The sequence below is a fragment of the Paenibacillus sp. Paensp38 genome, from assembly GCF_059491915.1.
Genome location: NZ_CP168516.1, coordinates 2983132 through 2995431 on the forward strand (window position 1 = coordinate 2983132; position 12300 = coordinate 2995431).

Genomic DNA, 12300 nt, shown 5'->3' on the forward strand with positions numbered 1-12300 from the left:
GTTATCTTTATTTTATTTTGGTGTCAACAATTAAACACAGATATTTATTGGTTTTATTTTTGTTTGTTTACGTTTTTCGAATCAGTCCAATATTTGGTACACAACTAATCGGAGGAAGCCTCGTACAACTTAGATGAACATATTCACAATGAGGTGATGACAGCATGACAATCAACAAGAAAGCATTGCTAGCTCTGCTAGCAGTATCACTGCTCCAAGCAAACCCGTCGTATGCGAAGTCGGTACCGCTGACTCCGGTGACGACCGTTTATGTAGATGACCGCCCACTTCAGCTTGCTGCCCAGCCGCTGCTGCTAGAAGGAACAGCGCTCGTCCCGATGCGCCAGTTGTTTGAGGCACAAGGAGCCGAGCTTTCCTGGAACGCATCCAGCAAAACCGTAACAGCTACCAAAAATGAAGCGGTGCTGACCTACCGTATGGGGGAACTTGCTGCCACCTTAAACGGCAAAACGCTGTCCCTGAATGTTCCTGGACAAATTGTTGAGGGCAACACAATGATTCCACTACGTTTTGTGAGCGAGGCACTTGGGAGCACAGTGAAGTGGGATGCCCTGACCCGAGCGATTCGGATTGTCTCCAGTAACGATTTTTTTACAACGGTTCTTTCGGGAGTCAACCTGCGCAGCAAACCGGATTCGTCGGGAGCTTCCCCTTCCCTGCGGCTTATTCCAGCCAACGAAAAGGTTCATGTCATCCGTGAGATCAATGCCCTCTGGTTGGAAGTGCGCACTAAAGACAACCTGACCGGATACATATCGGCTAAACCCAAATACAGCGATTATACCAGCTCATCTCTGGTGGAACGACAGGGAGATGAACTCATCGCCTACGGAGAGAAATTCCTTGGTACTCCTTATGAATTCGGCGCAGCAAGCGGCCAGACATCGACCTTTGATTGTTCTTCTTTTGTGGGGGAAGTGTTCCGACATACGCTCTCCATCGACCTCCCCCGTGTCTCTTACGATCAGGCTAAAGAAGGCCAGAAGGTCGGGCTAAACGAGCTACGTAAAGGCGACCTGCTGTTCTTCAGCGCACGCGACCTGGAGATCGGCCATGTGGCGATCTATGCAGGGAACAACAAATTGTTGCATACATTCTCCAAAGAACGTGGCGTTCATTTTGACACGCTTGATGGTAAATGGCAGAATCGTTTTGTAACAGCCCGCAGGCTGTTTTAAGACAAACTGGATGGCTAATAATAGCGGGCTATTCCAGTACCACATTCAATATTTTCTGTTTGCATTTTTGCCGGACGCCTCCCTTGCGGTTTGCGTTCAGGTGGCAAAAGGTATTGATTCGTTCCCATTGTTCAACACGTAATTCGATCCTCTTCTCTAGCACTTTCTCTCAAAATCTTGGATCTTCCCCATCAGATCTGCTTAAATAGGATTAATAGAATGTGCAGAAAACACGAATATGTATGCTAATTATAGACAGGAGGAATCGTTATGCAATTTGAGACAAAACGGCTCATCATTCGTGATATTTGTACATCCGATTGGGGAAGTATACATACCTACACGTCATTGCCTGAAGTTACTAGGCACACAGCATGGGGACCCAATACAGAAGAAGATACAAAGGCATATATAGAACAAGTTCTAGCCTCACAGCAGGAAATGCCACGACAAGACTACGAACTAGCCATATGTCTGAAAAACACTGGAATCCTGATCGGCGGTGTTGGTATTCATGTCAAAGATACTAATGCAGAAATGGGCTATATTCTAAACCCAGATTATCAAGGAAAGGGTTATGCAACAGAAGCGGCACGAGCCCTGCTAGGCTTTGGATTTAGCACACTTGATGTCCATCGTATTTATGCAACATGTCGTCCAGAAAATAAGGCTTCTGAGAAGATTATGCAACAGATCGGAATGCAACGTGAAGGTATAATGCGAGAACACTGGTACTACAAAGGCGAATTTCACGATTCATATTTGTACTCTATTCTTTCTGAGGAATATAACAGGACATAAAAGGTATTGTTTACATCTTGGGAAGCATGTTGCTGCGATAAATTGATAGTAAACCATTTTGACTATCTAGTTTGAAAATATATATCGTTGGAAATAGGTGTTGTTAAGAACGTGTCTGAGCCATTCTATGAGGAGTTTTAACGACAAATAGGTTCGAGGAACTTCTCTGAACGATACAATTTTTAATTAAGGAGGGAACAACATGGAAGCTTTTGCAGAATATTTAGCGCATATTGATAACCCCCAACATCGGGCTCGAACGCAAGAAGTATTGGCTTGGGTAACCAAGAAATTTCCAAATTTAATGCCAAAAATTGCGTGGAATCAGCCTATGTTTACGGATCACAGCACATTTATTATTGGCTTTAGCGTAGCCAAACATCATTTGGCCGTTGCCCCTGAAAAGGCAGGGATTAATCATTTTTCTGAGTTAATTGTGCAGGCTGGCTATGATCACACCAAGCAGTTGGTACGTATCCAGTGGGATAGTCCAGTTGATTTCTCATTACTTGAGAAAATGATCGAGTTTAATATTTTGGATAAGGCAGACTGTTCAACCTTTTGGCGGGAATAAAAAAAGGTTCCTTTTCTCGTAAAACTATACACCGAGCATCACAAATAAGTGTTTTTCTTCTCACCCCCTCTACCATCCTTCGAAATCTCATCAGGCTAATGCCCCTTAAAGCGGCTTTATGCTATAATGTGGAAAGTATGGATTGTTACATGCACAGGAGGATTGGAGAAAAATGATTGGGAAATTTTTAATTTTCTCTCTACTATGGAGTTTGCTCGGCAACCCGTTTCTGGCACTGCTCGTACTCTTAATCGTGATCTATATATTGGATCGTAGCTTTGTCGGTGTATTGCCCAGCATCAGCAAACCATGGAAAAGAAGACGCAATGCCGCTCGATTGCGCCAACAGATTGCGCTAAACACCAACGATGTGGCTGCTAGGTTCGATTTGGCTCGTATCTGGATCGAAAGCAAGAAATATCCGCAGGCTTTGGAGCTCTTATTGGAAATTCAATCCCGTTATGAAGACTCAGCAGACTATTGGAACGCACGGGGAACGGCTGAAGTACATACAAACCATCTGGAGGATGGAGAACAACATTTACTAAAAGCACTGGATATTAACCCGCGGGTACAGTACGGTGAGCCTTATTTGCATTTAGCCGCTGCTTTCAAGGAACGTGACGTCAATAAGTCGCTTCATTATCTGCAGCAATTTCAGGAGATTCAGTCTTCTTCCAGCGAGGGTTATTATCTGACAGGCTTGATGTACCGTATGCTGGGACGCAAGGATGAAGCCACTATAGCCTTTAACCAGTCCATTGCCGTCTATCGCTCTCTACCCAAATACCGCAAACGAAGTGAGCGCAAGTGGGCTGCGCGTAGCTTATTTCGTAAATCAATCGGCTAAACAGCGCCTACTAACGCAAACAAAGAGGTTCATAATGGTCAGTTTCTACTGTCATCATGAACCTCTTTCTTTAATATACTTTGTCTGATCCAAAGCATCCTCTCACGCTCGCCTTAATGGCGCATAACCAAGCCGATTCAACTCTTCCGCAATCACGCGATAACCACGACTGTTCGGATGCACCCGGTCTAACGAAAGTAGTGCCCGTTCATAGCCCTCAAATGCGGGATAAATATTCGCCACCCGGTAATTCGGTCCGCCTAATGTATAGAGAAACGAGTTGTACTGACGCACATATACTCCCGCCTCCCTTACTTCTGGAAAAGGATTATATAATCCCACCATTCGAATGATAAATGGCTCACGCTGACCGGACTTTATCTGATACAGGGCATGTACAATTTGGCGTACATGTTCTTTTGTGTGATTCAACGCTTGTGGAATGGAAGAACCCGACAAGCCGGACCCTCCAGCAAGGGCGCTGATGTATGGGCGCAGATCATTCCCACCGATCGTTACCGTTATAAGTTCAGCCCGGCTGATCGCCGACCGAAAAAGTGGATTGTTGCGGACCATGGACAGCAACTCCTGCGATGTCAGCCCGTTAATTCCCAGATTCTCGTAACTGACTGGCGTACGCAGATGTCTTTCTGCCATTCGCCGATAGATAGGTACAAATCCGCCGCTCAGCAACGTCCCTGCACCTGTTGTTAAAGAATCTCCAATCGCTGTGTAGTGGTACGCCAATGAAACCCACCTCCCTCTTTCTGCATAACATATCTTATGTAGAAAGAGGGACGCGGGACCCGGAGATTCGCTTATTCTTCGTCTATTTCATATACACAATGGAATTGCCCACCATCCGGCAAATCCTCTGATCCATACACGGCAAAGCCCACTTTGCGGAAAAAATCTGCCCCCTCCGCATCCGTGTCCACAGTAAGCCGTTTTGGATTACGCTCCTGAATGAGCGTAAGTAGCATACCTCTGGCATATCCTCTATGACGGTTTTCAGGCAACACGGCCAGATGGCGAATTACAGTTGTTCCATCCTCCTGGTCCTCAAAGCCGACAATACCTACAATAAGTCCTTCATCTTCTACACCGAACAGCTTCCAGTCATCCGAGCCTTGATAGGTACGTAAAGCTGTTTCTCCGCGTTCAGGATGATCCAGCACGGCGTAGGTTAACAGCTCCAGAACTTCCTCACGATCTGAATCTATTTTTATATTTTTAAACATTGTTTGTCGTCTCTCCTTAATATCCTAAAATTAGGATTTCACTCTAATTCTCCATAATAAGCAACGGCCAGTTATCAAGCCATTGCTTCTCAAATACACGCTGCCGAAAAGCCGTTGTGTGACGAAACAAAGGGCTTTGCCGTACCCGCATATCCAGCAGATCTTCCAATCCATGCGGACAAATAACCTCTATTTGATCCTTGTCATTCAATCTAACCGCCACCGCCGTTGCCGTCTCTGGCCAGCGGCTCATCGCATCCTCTACCGAGGAATAAGGAGCCTCCCCGTTGCGAAAATGCATCCGAGCCTGATTTTTGACAGACCAGTTACGTCCGGCCTGCTTACGGTTCAAGGACAACTCTAGATACTCATCTCGTTCCTCTAGCGTGTTTTTCGGGTCAAAATAGATAACATCTATATCGTTTAAAGGTGTAGCCGTTGTATAGCCATGGAGCTTATCCCAAACGCGGTTACGTACATAGCCTGCGGCAATACATCCTTGCGGCAACTTCAGCTCTCGCACATAGCGCAAGTCTTCCAGTACCTGCGGATCATTCATATATTGTATGACTCGTAGCACATCTTCTTCCGCCTTCATCCTGCACTCAACTCCCTTTTTATGATGACAGTTGCTGCACCGATTCTCCTCCTTGAGCCGCGATCCGTGCTGTACGCTGCACCAGGCGGCGGCGTGCGACCAGAAGGAACGGAATACCAATCACAACCGACAGGGCAACCGGAACAAAAACAACAAGCGGCGCCGTTTGACCATAGATATCCAGCAACCAGCCACCAAATAAAGGAGCCAGCACGCTTCCCAAATTATTAAATCCGATTGTACCGAAGTAGGTCCCTTTATATTGAGCATCTGCAATTTGGTCAATCAATACGTCCAGCATCGTGAACAATAACACTTCACCAACCGTAAATAGCACCATATCCAGTATAAACATCCAGCCTGAGTTTAGCATACCGCACAGCAACAGGCTGACCGCAATACATATATTCCCTGCAATCAGAGAATTCACCGGGGAAAATCGGCTTGCCAGCCGCACCAGCGGATATTGAAATGCCAATACACAAACCGCGTTGACCGTCAGCATATATGTAAACCATCGAGTTCCTTCCGCGAAGGATAAGGACAAGAATTGAGGCATTGTGGAATTGGAATGCGCATAGCCCATCACACAAAATACCGTTCCCAGCAAAATCGGCATAAACACCGGATCACGGCTGGCTGTACGGAATGCCTCAGCCATTCGCAGTGGAGCCTCTCTCGCCGTTGTACCTATATGCAGATCCGATGCATAACGGGCAAATTGGATCAACAACAGTACTCCGTATAGTGCGTACACACCAGCAGCTACCATGAACGGCGTACCATTGGATGCAGATCCTAACATCAAACCAAGCAACGGCCCTGCCACTACCCCAACATTAATGGCCGCATATCTCATATTATAGATAAGCAGTCTTTTCTCCTTGGGGGTTACATCTGATAACAGCGCCCGCGAGGTTGGCTCGAACAAGGACCTGCACAGTCCATTTAGAGCATTAATGACAAAAAAGGCCCAGGCCGCTTCCGCCAACGCAAAAGCAACGAATACAAGCGCCCAGCTCGCAATGGACACCAACATCACCTTACGCCGTCCGATTCGATCTGAAATATATCCACCGTAAAAGCTGGCAAAAATGCCGACCAACGAGCTTACCGACACGATCACCCCCGTATGAAAGGGGGACACTCCTAAACGGGTGGTAAGGTAAATTGACAAAAACGGGATACTCATGGATGTCGCCATCCGCCCGAAAATAGTACCGACAATAATCGTCCAGGCCAGCGGGTGAATGGAACGCAACTGTTCTTTCATATATGCCTCTTACGTTCTCCTTCCGCGTGCAAGTCTAATAAGGGGGGGAAAACGGTCTAGCACTGGTGAATATAGCGTTCCAGTTCTAAACACGTTGCTTGATAGACAGATTGGAGCGCAGACAACTTCGCTTTCGCATTCTCGAGTCGGTTCTCCCGTGCAAGCTGTTCAATATCCGACAGCAACGAGGACAAACGCCCGACACCCAGACTCACGCTGCCTGATTTCAACTCATGAGCAGCCTCTACTACTTTTGTGACTTCGCCCACAGCAGCCAGTTCTCTTAACTTATTGATTTTGGCAGGTGTATCACTTGTATACATTTCGACCAATGACTCCAGTAGTGCCGTGCTGCCATCCTCGTCCAGCAGCATAATTTCACGTATAACTTCCTTATCCAAAATCGGCTCGGTTTCCGGCTTTGGAAGCCATTTGACAAGCTTTTCAGAGAGCTTTTCAATCGTTACTGGCTTTATCAAGTAATCGTTCACTCCAACCTCCCGGCCCCGTGCCTGATCCTCCTCAGACACATTCCCGGTCAAAGAAATGATCGGTACAGGTGGTTGCTGGTTTTCTGCTTCCCGCTGGCGGATCGCTTTTGCCGCATCATGACCATTTAGCAGAGGCATGTAATGATCCATTAGAATACAAGCGTAGGATCGTTCGGAGGCCGCTTTTACAGCAGCTTGTCCATCCTCAGCAAAATCAATATGCTGGAATCCCAAATGGTTAAGCTGTAATTGCACCACCTGACGATTTACCCGATTATCCTCAGCCACCAAAATAGTTAGAGAATGACTATGCTCACGCAGCAACTCGCTAAATACCTTTAAATCACCATTTTCACGCTTCTCCATTTCGCCTGCCTGCTCCAATCCTTTCATGAGGGGAATTTCAAACCAGAACGTGGAGCCTTGGCCTTCTGTACTGACGACCCCAATTTCTCCCTGCATGAGTTCCACAAATGAACTGCATATCCATAGCCCTAGACCCGTTCCTCCATATTGGGAGGCGCTGCCTTCACCGGCTTGTACATAAGGCTGAAACAGCTTATTCTGATCCTCCGGTGAAATCCCAATACCCGAATCCTGCACCTCAAACCGAACACGTTGGGAGTCTTTTGTTTCCTCCACTAATTTTGTTCGAATGATGAGCAATCCTTCACTCGTAAATTTATTCGCATTGTTCAACAGATTGAGCAAGATCTGCATGATCCTTGCCGAATCTCCCTCCAGATGCTCTGCCACACCGGTATCGGTCTCTATACTCAACCGGTTACCCATCTGATAGATTTGCGGCTCCAACAACTGAGCAACATGGCTCATAATCGCCTGAACTCTGACGTTTCCGATCTCCAGTTCCATCTGTCCTGCTTCCACTTTGGATATATCAAGCAGATTATTAATCATGTTCAATAACAGGGAGGCTGACTCACGTATCACACCGATGGCCTGCCGTTGATCCGGGGAAAGTTTGGATGAACCTAACATTTCGATCATTCCAAGTATTCCGTTCATTGGCGTTCTGAATTCATGACTAACCACAGCCAGAAAAGTGCTCTTTAGGTCATTAGCCCGTACCGCTTCTTCCTTCGTCCGTGATAATTCCGCATTGCTTTTGGCAAGCTGACGCTGCAGATTAACCAGCTCGTTGTTCATCGCTGAAAATTCATTCAGCAGCTTTTCTTCCTCAGCCTTGCTTTTCACTATCTCATCCGTTAATTGTTCGACCGTTTTCCGCAGAACAGCCATTTCTGCTGTCGGTTCCTTCATATTAAAAGGCCCCCTTTACAAAATGACTTACAGGTTCACAAAACCAACCTTATTTCCTGAGCGAAAGTAAGTCACCCGCAACCTCCAGCGCTTCTTCCGCACCTGGTGCGTATCCGTCCGCCCCTACTTCTTGCCACAAGAGGGAATCGAGATTAAAAGGCAAGCCTCCGACCATAATTTTCACATGGCTAGTCGTTGGGTCTTGCCGAATGAGAGCAATCAACTCTTTCACTAGATGGACATGGTAAGCCATGGTAGCTGAGATAGCCACTACATCCGCCTTGTAACTCACAATGGCCTGAAGCAAACTCCGGTTAGGTACATTGGCGCCTAAATAATACGTATCCCAACCATCCATTTCAAATATATCAGCCAGCATACGCACTCCAATTTCATGCTGCTCGCTGCCTACACACGCCGCCACCAGGCAGCGTTCCTTACTTCCACTCCCCATCCATCTGGGATACAGGCTTGAAATAATAAATTGAGTCACGGCAGTGCAAAAATGCTCTTGACCGACGGTGATTTTGCCTTCATGCCATAGACGGCCTATTTCATATTGCGAAATTTGAAAAATATATTTATACGTATGTTGAATAGAGATACCCTCATCCAGCAAGCGAACGATCCAATCCAAAGCCTGTCTGCGATTACCTGAGAGTAAATATTCCAAATATTGAGCCACGTCAGCAGCATAGGGATTATCACCTGTAATAAAAGAGGCATACTCCTCTTTCTTCCCAATTTGCTGTATCCCCAAATCCAGGTGCTCCAGCACCATGACTTTATTCGTATGATCGAAGTGCTCTACCAATGTCTCCTGGATTAATCTGAAATTGATGCTCAAATCTTCTTGGGTTATCCCGAAACCCTCCAGAAGCTTTTTTAACCAAGAAACATACTGTGTAAATAAAATAGGGCTGTTCATGATTACACTTTCAGCCAAATAGTTCAAACTATATATGGAATCCTGTTTTGTCTTTATTTTACCGTTATCCCCAAAACGCTGCAAAAGATCGGGCTGTAATTCGTATTGCTTATGGGTAACTAATTCAGCCAAAGCTCCTGCTTGCATCAATAGCGATTCACCTGCGGTGTATTGCTGTATACTCATGTACAGCTCCTTCCCCGACAAGGTTTTGTATTCGAAACAGGTACTGGGAATTTGTTCCGGACGTGACTATTAGACAATTATACCTGATTTGCGTCTCTACATTAACCCTACTCCCCCATAATACGACAAAAAAATAAAATACCGAAAAGTCGGTATTTTATCTAAAGCAGATTTAACCTGTACATGCACCGTTTATGATCCGTTACTCTTCTGCCCCTCAGCCGTTAGTCCAAGCTTTTTTAACAGATGAATAGCCTGCTCCTTCTCTTCCACAGATAAGCCATCCACGGTCTCCATAATGACACGATGATGCTGCGGGAATATTTGCTCAAAGAAGTGACGTCCCTCATCAGTCAATTCTGCATAAATCACACGCCGATCATCTTGCGAAGCACGACGGGTAAGCAAGTTTTTCTTCTGAAGTTTATCGACCACGTACGTAATATTCCCACTAGAGATTAGTACCTTTTCTCCAATTTTCTGTAAAGGCTGTGGCCCCCGATAATACAGCAGATCAAGCACACCAAATTCTGTTGTATTTAATCCATGACTATGAATGTCCCGATTCGTACGAGACGTGACCGAATTATAAGCACGAGCCAGAACAACGAACAAGTTAAGTGCTAGGTCCTGATCATCTGGTTTTACAGACATATTAACAGCCTCCGTTACTCATATCTTTATTCCAAGATATCTTAATTGTGCGCTTTTGTCAAGTTTAAGCGTTCCTCCCCCTACTCCTACGGCCTAAAAATGGAGGAATTGTCGTCTATTATGTGAAGATTACAGTTCATTATGTAAAAAAAGCCCGCTCTCAGCCAGTCTTAACACACTGATCCAGAGAGCAGGACGATTATATTGCAATCCCTAACTTCTTACGTAAAAATACGTAGGCAATACGGCCGCATAATACTCCCAGAACATTCAGTATGATGTCATCCACATCCATTGTACCTGCGCCCAGCAGCATTTGGGACACCTCAAGAATGACCAGTGCGATCACTATCGTTAACAACAGACTGCCTATACTTCGCATGGACACCCAAATGATAGGCACAAGGATACCGAAGGGAATGAATACGCCAATATTACCGAGCAAATTAACACCCCATACCCGAAAAGGAAACGACTCCATTGCCCGCCAGTATTGCCTGATCGTATCAAACGGCACAATATTATACGAATACGGGGGTCCTGGCCGTAATGTACGACCAAAACCGAGAAACATCCAATATAATAGAAGTCCTGTATATAAAATCAATAACACCAATGCCACATGATGAAGCAGACGGGTCCTAGACATTACTTGTTACGGACGTCGATCTGTCCATTGGCCCGTGCGATAATCACCTGGTCCGCCATATTAATGAACAGTCCGTTATCGACTACTCCCGGAATTTGGTTCAAGCGGATTTCCAACTCCTGCGGATTCTCAATCGTACCATAGCGACAATCGGCAATATAATTACCGTTATCCGTAAGGTAGCGCTCGGCGTCTTTCTTACGCCACTCCGCTTTACAGCCCGTCTGCCGCAAGGCCTCCAACGTCCATTCACTGGCAAAGGGTACGACCTCAACAGGTAAAGGAAATGCACCCAGCACCTTCACATCCTTGGACTCATCGACAATAATAATTAATCGGTCGCTATTGCTTTCCACAATTTTCTCTCTCAGTAAGGCTCCGCCTCCACCTTTCACCAGCACCAGCTGCTCATTCACCTCATCTGCACCGTCGATGGTAACGTCAAGCCTTCCAATCTGATCAAACGGAATGATGGGAATTCCCAGCTCCCTGGCCTGATCTTCCGACGCTTGGGATGTAGCTACAGCCTGTATATGTAATCCTTGCGCTACACGCTCACCAATTTTTTGAATAGCCCAAAAGGCTGTCGAGCCTGTACCAAGTCCTACTTTCATGCCGTCCTGAATCGCCTCAACTGCTTTTTCGGCCGCTTTTTGCTTCAAATTCATTATCATCTCTCCCGCTATATAGGCTAGTATTGATCATCATCCATTTTATAAGAGAACGCTTTATATTAACAGAGACAGCTTTTTACCATAACAAAGGCTGTTTTCATCGTGTTCATACTCCCCAAATCGTTCAATAGGTTCGTATCCCCGCTTGGTATAGAGAGCAATCGCTTCAGGTTGAGCCGCTCCGGTCTCCAATTTAATCCTTACAACTCCCCGTTTTCTGGCTTCCTCTTCCAAAAAAGATAATAGGCTCACCGCAATTCCTTGTCTGCGATAAGAGGAATCGACATAAAATCTTTTAAGCTCCATTTCTTCCGCATCTATAGGCCTAAGCCCTCCACAAGCCACCGGTTTTTCGTCCACATACACAACAGCGAAAACCATCTCTTTAACTTTAGGATTGGAAAAATCAACCAAGTAAATTTCGTCGGCAGAATACCTTTCCAGCAAGTCCTCATCCAGCCTTTGAATCAACTCATGCAGATCCTCGTGATTACTCTCAACCTTTAAAATCGTAAGCTTGGACATTCTTCTTATCCCTCTTCTCTTTGCATAGATATAAGGACTCATTTCGCAAACAATTCACAAAAACCGCGATAAATCAAGCATTTCCAACGTTAAATATGAAAAATGTCCCAAATTGATAAGTGCATTTGACTCTATTATAAAGTATGATGGTTTCTGTTGAATAGTTGCTTATGGACTGTAATGAATTCGAATTTCAAGTTGAAGTATAAATTGGAATATACTGAAACACAGACAGCGTTTACCTATTAAAAATTAATTTTTTATTGTGTAAGCTATTCATTTCAAGGGCTTTTCGTACGACATATATATAGGGATATCTTACTTGTCTATAAAAGGACTTAAGACCTATTACATAAAATTCAAGGGTCTATGATCT

At 45.3% G+C, this 12300-nt stretch carries 14 protein-coding genes; 4 read left to right on the forward strand and 10 right to left on the reverse strand.

Features of this window, described 5'->3' with window-relative positions:
• Positions 1 to 164 precede the first annotated feature (164 nt).
• The 4 genes from ACEN8J_RS12880 to ACEN8J_RS12895 all read left to right on the forward strand — a co-directional run bounded on the left by ACEN8J_RS12880 (position 165) and on the right by ACEN8J_RS12895 (position 3424).
• Positions 165 to 1199, forward strand: coding sequence for a C40 family peptidase (locus ACEN8J_RS12880; RefSeq protein ID WP_318626687.1), 1035 nt, complete (start codon positions 165 to 167; stop codon positions 1197 to 1199).
• Positions 1200 to 1469: 270 nt separating this feature from the next.
• Positions 1470 to 2000: a GNAT family N-acetyltransferase gene (locus tag ACEN8J_RS12885; protein WP_029514756.1), complete on the forward strand. Its 531-nt coding sequence runs from the start codon at positions 1470 to 1472 to the stop codon at positions 1998 to 2000.
• Positions 2001 to 2202: 202 nt separating this feature from the next.
• Positions 2203 to 2574: an iron chaperone gene (locus ACEN8J_RS12890; protein WP_029514757.1), complete on the forward strand. Its 372-nt coding sequence runs from the start codon at positions 2203 to 2205 to the stop codon at positions 2572 to 2574.
• A gap of 172 nt (positions 2575 to 2746) precedes the next feature.
• The gene (locus ACEN8J_RS12895) at positions 2747 to 3424 is read left to right on the forward strand and encodes a tetratricopeptide repeat protein (RefSeq protein WP_029514758.1); all 678 of its coding nucleotides are present in this window, start codon (positions 2747 to 2749) and stop codon (positions 3422 to 3424) included.
• 102 nt (positions 3425 to 3526) lie between these two features.
• On the opposite strand, the gene ACEN8J_RS12900 is transcribed toward ACEN8J_RS12895, so the two are convergent.
• The 10 genes from ACEN8J_RS12900 to ACEN8J_RS12945 all read right to left on the reverse strand — a co-directional run bounded on the left by ACEN8J_RS12900 (position 3527) and on the right by ACEN8J_RS12945 (position 11924).
• Positions 3527 to 4171 (reverse strand): GDSL-type esterase/lipase family protein, encoded by a 645-nt coding sequence (locus ACEN8J_RS12900; RefSeq protein ID WP_039274815.1) that lies wholly within the window; start codon positions 4169 to 4171, stop codon positions 3527 to 3529.
• A 71-nt stretch (positions 4172 to 4242) separates the two neighbouring features.
• Positions 4243 to 4665: a GNAT family N-acetyltransferase gene (locus ACEN8J_RS12905; RefSeq protein ID WP_029514761.1), complete on the reverse strand. Its 423-nt coding sequence runs from the start codon at positions 4663 to 4665 to the stop codon at positions 4243 to 4245.
• A gap of 43 nt (positions 4666 to 4708) precedes the next feature.
• Positions 4709 to 5263: a nucleotidyltransferase family protein gene (locus tag ACEN8J_RS12910; RefSeq protein ID WP_029514762.1), complete on the reverse strand. Its 555-nt coding sequence runs from the start codon at positions 5261 to 5263 to the stop codon at positions 4709 to 4711.
• 19 nt (positions 5264 to 5282) lie between these two features.
• On the reverse strand, positions 5283 to 6536 hold the full coding sequence (locus ACEN8J_RS12915; protein WP_029514763.1) for an MDR family MFS transporter: 1254 nt from the start codon (positions 6534 to 6536) through the stop codon (positions 5283 to 5285).
• A gap of 56 nt (positions 6537 to 6592) precedes the next feature.
• Positions 6593 to 8308 (reverse strand): ATP-binding protein, encoded by a 1716-nt coding sequence (locus ACEN8J_RS12920; RefSeq protein WP_029514764.1) that lies wholly within the window; start codon positions 8306 to 8308, stop codon positions 6593 to 6595.
• 49 nt (positions 8309 to 8357) lie between these two features.
• The gene (locus tag ACEN8J_RS12925; RefSeq protein ID WP_069011378.1) at positions 8358 to 9422 is read right to left on the reverse strand and encodes a cobalamin B12-binding domain-containing protein; all 1065 of its coding nucleotides are present in this window, start codon (positions 9420 to 9422) and stop codon (positions 8358 to 8360) included.
• A 192-nt stretch (positions 9423 to 9614) separates the two neighbouring features.
• A complete protein-coding gene (locus ACEN8J_RS12930) occupies positions 9615 to 10076 on the reverse strand; it encodes a MarR family winged helix-turn-helix transcriptional regulator (protein ID WP_029514766.1) in 462 nt (153 codons plus the stop codon).
• Positions 10077 to 10275: 199 nt separating this feature from the next.
• The gene (locus ACEN8J_RS12935) at positions 10276 to 10725 is read right to left on the reverse strand and encodes a VanZ family protein (protein WP_165147658.1); all 450 of its coding nucleotides are present in this window, start codon (positions 10723 to 10725) and stop codon (positions 10276 to 10278) included.
• Positions 10725 to 11393, reverse strand: a complete 669-nt coding sequence (gene rpiA / locus ACEN8J_RS12940; protein ID WP_340885059.1) for a ribose-5-phosphate isomerase RpiA — start codon at positions 11391 to 11393, stop codon at positions 10725 to 10727. Before rpiA ends, ACEN8J_RS12935 begins: the two co-directional genes overlap by 1 nt.
• Positions 11394 to 11453: 60 nt before the next feature.
• The gene (locus ACEN8J_RS12945; RefSeq protein WP_274484967.1) at positions 11454 to 11924 is read right to left on the reverse strand and encodes a GNAT family N-acetyltransferase; all 471 of its coding nucleotides are present in this window, start codon (positions 11922 to 11924) and stop codon (positions 11454 to 11456) included.
• Positions 11925 to 12300 lie beyond the last annotated feature (376 nt).

Bases quoted from the DNA above. Each gene is read 5' to 3' on its own strand.
- ACEN8J_RS12935 (WP_165147658.1), bottom strand. From the start codon at position 10,725: ATGTCTAGGACCCGTCTGCTTCATCATGTGGCATTGGTGTTATTGATT.
- ACEN8J_RS12915 (WP_029514763.1), bottom strand. From the start codon at position 6,536: ATGAAAGAACAGTTGCGTTCCATTCACCCGCTGGCCTGGACGATTATT.
- ACEN8J_RS12945 (WP_274484967.1), bottom strand. From the start codon at position 11,924: ATGTCCAAGCTTACGATTTTAAAGGTTGAGAGTAATCACGAGGATCTG.
- ACEN8J_RS12930 (WP_029514766.1), bottom strand. From the start codon at position 10,076: ATGTCTGTAAAACCAGATGATCAGGACCTAGCACTTAACTTGTTCGTT.
- ACEN8J_RS12895 (WP_029514758.1), top strand. From the start codon at position 2,747: ATGATTGGGAAATTTTTAATTTTCTCTCTACTATGGAGTTTGCTCGGC.
- ACEN8J_RS12925 (WP_069011378.1), bottom strand. From the start codon at position 9,422: ATGAGTATACAGCAATACACCGCAGGTGAATCGCTATTGATGCAAGCA.
- ACEN8J_RS12910 (WP_029514762.1), bottom strand. From the start codon at position 5,263: ATGAAGGCGGAAGAAGATGTGCTACGAGTCATACAATATATGAATGAT.
- ACEN8J_RS12905 (WP_029514761.1), bottom strand. From the start codon at position 4,665: ATGTTTAAAAATATAAAAATAGATTCAGATCGTGAGGAAGTTCTGGAG.
- ACEN8J_RS12890 (WP_029514757.1), top strand. From the start codon at position 2,203: ATGGAAGCTTTTGCAGAATATTTAGCGCATATTGATAACCCCCAACAT.
- rpiA (WP_340885059.1), bottom strand. From the start codon at position 11,393: ATGAATTTGAAGCAAAAAGCGGCCGAAAAAGCAGTTGAGGCGATTCAG.
- ACEN8J_RS12880 (WP_318626687.1), top strand. From the start codon at position 165: ATGACAATCAACAAGAAAGCATTGCTAGCTCTGCTAGCAGTATCACTG.
- ACEN8J_RS12885 (WP_029514756.1), top strand. From the start codon at position 1,470: ATGCAATTTGAGACAAAACGGCTCATCATTCGTGATATTTGTACATCC.
- ACEN8J_RS12920 (WP_029514764.1), bottom strand. From the start codon at position 8,308: ATGAAGGAACCGACAGCAGAAATGGCTGTTCTGCGGAAAACGGTCGAA.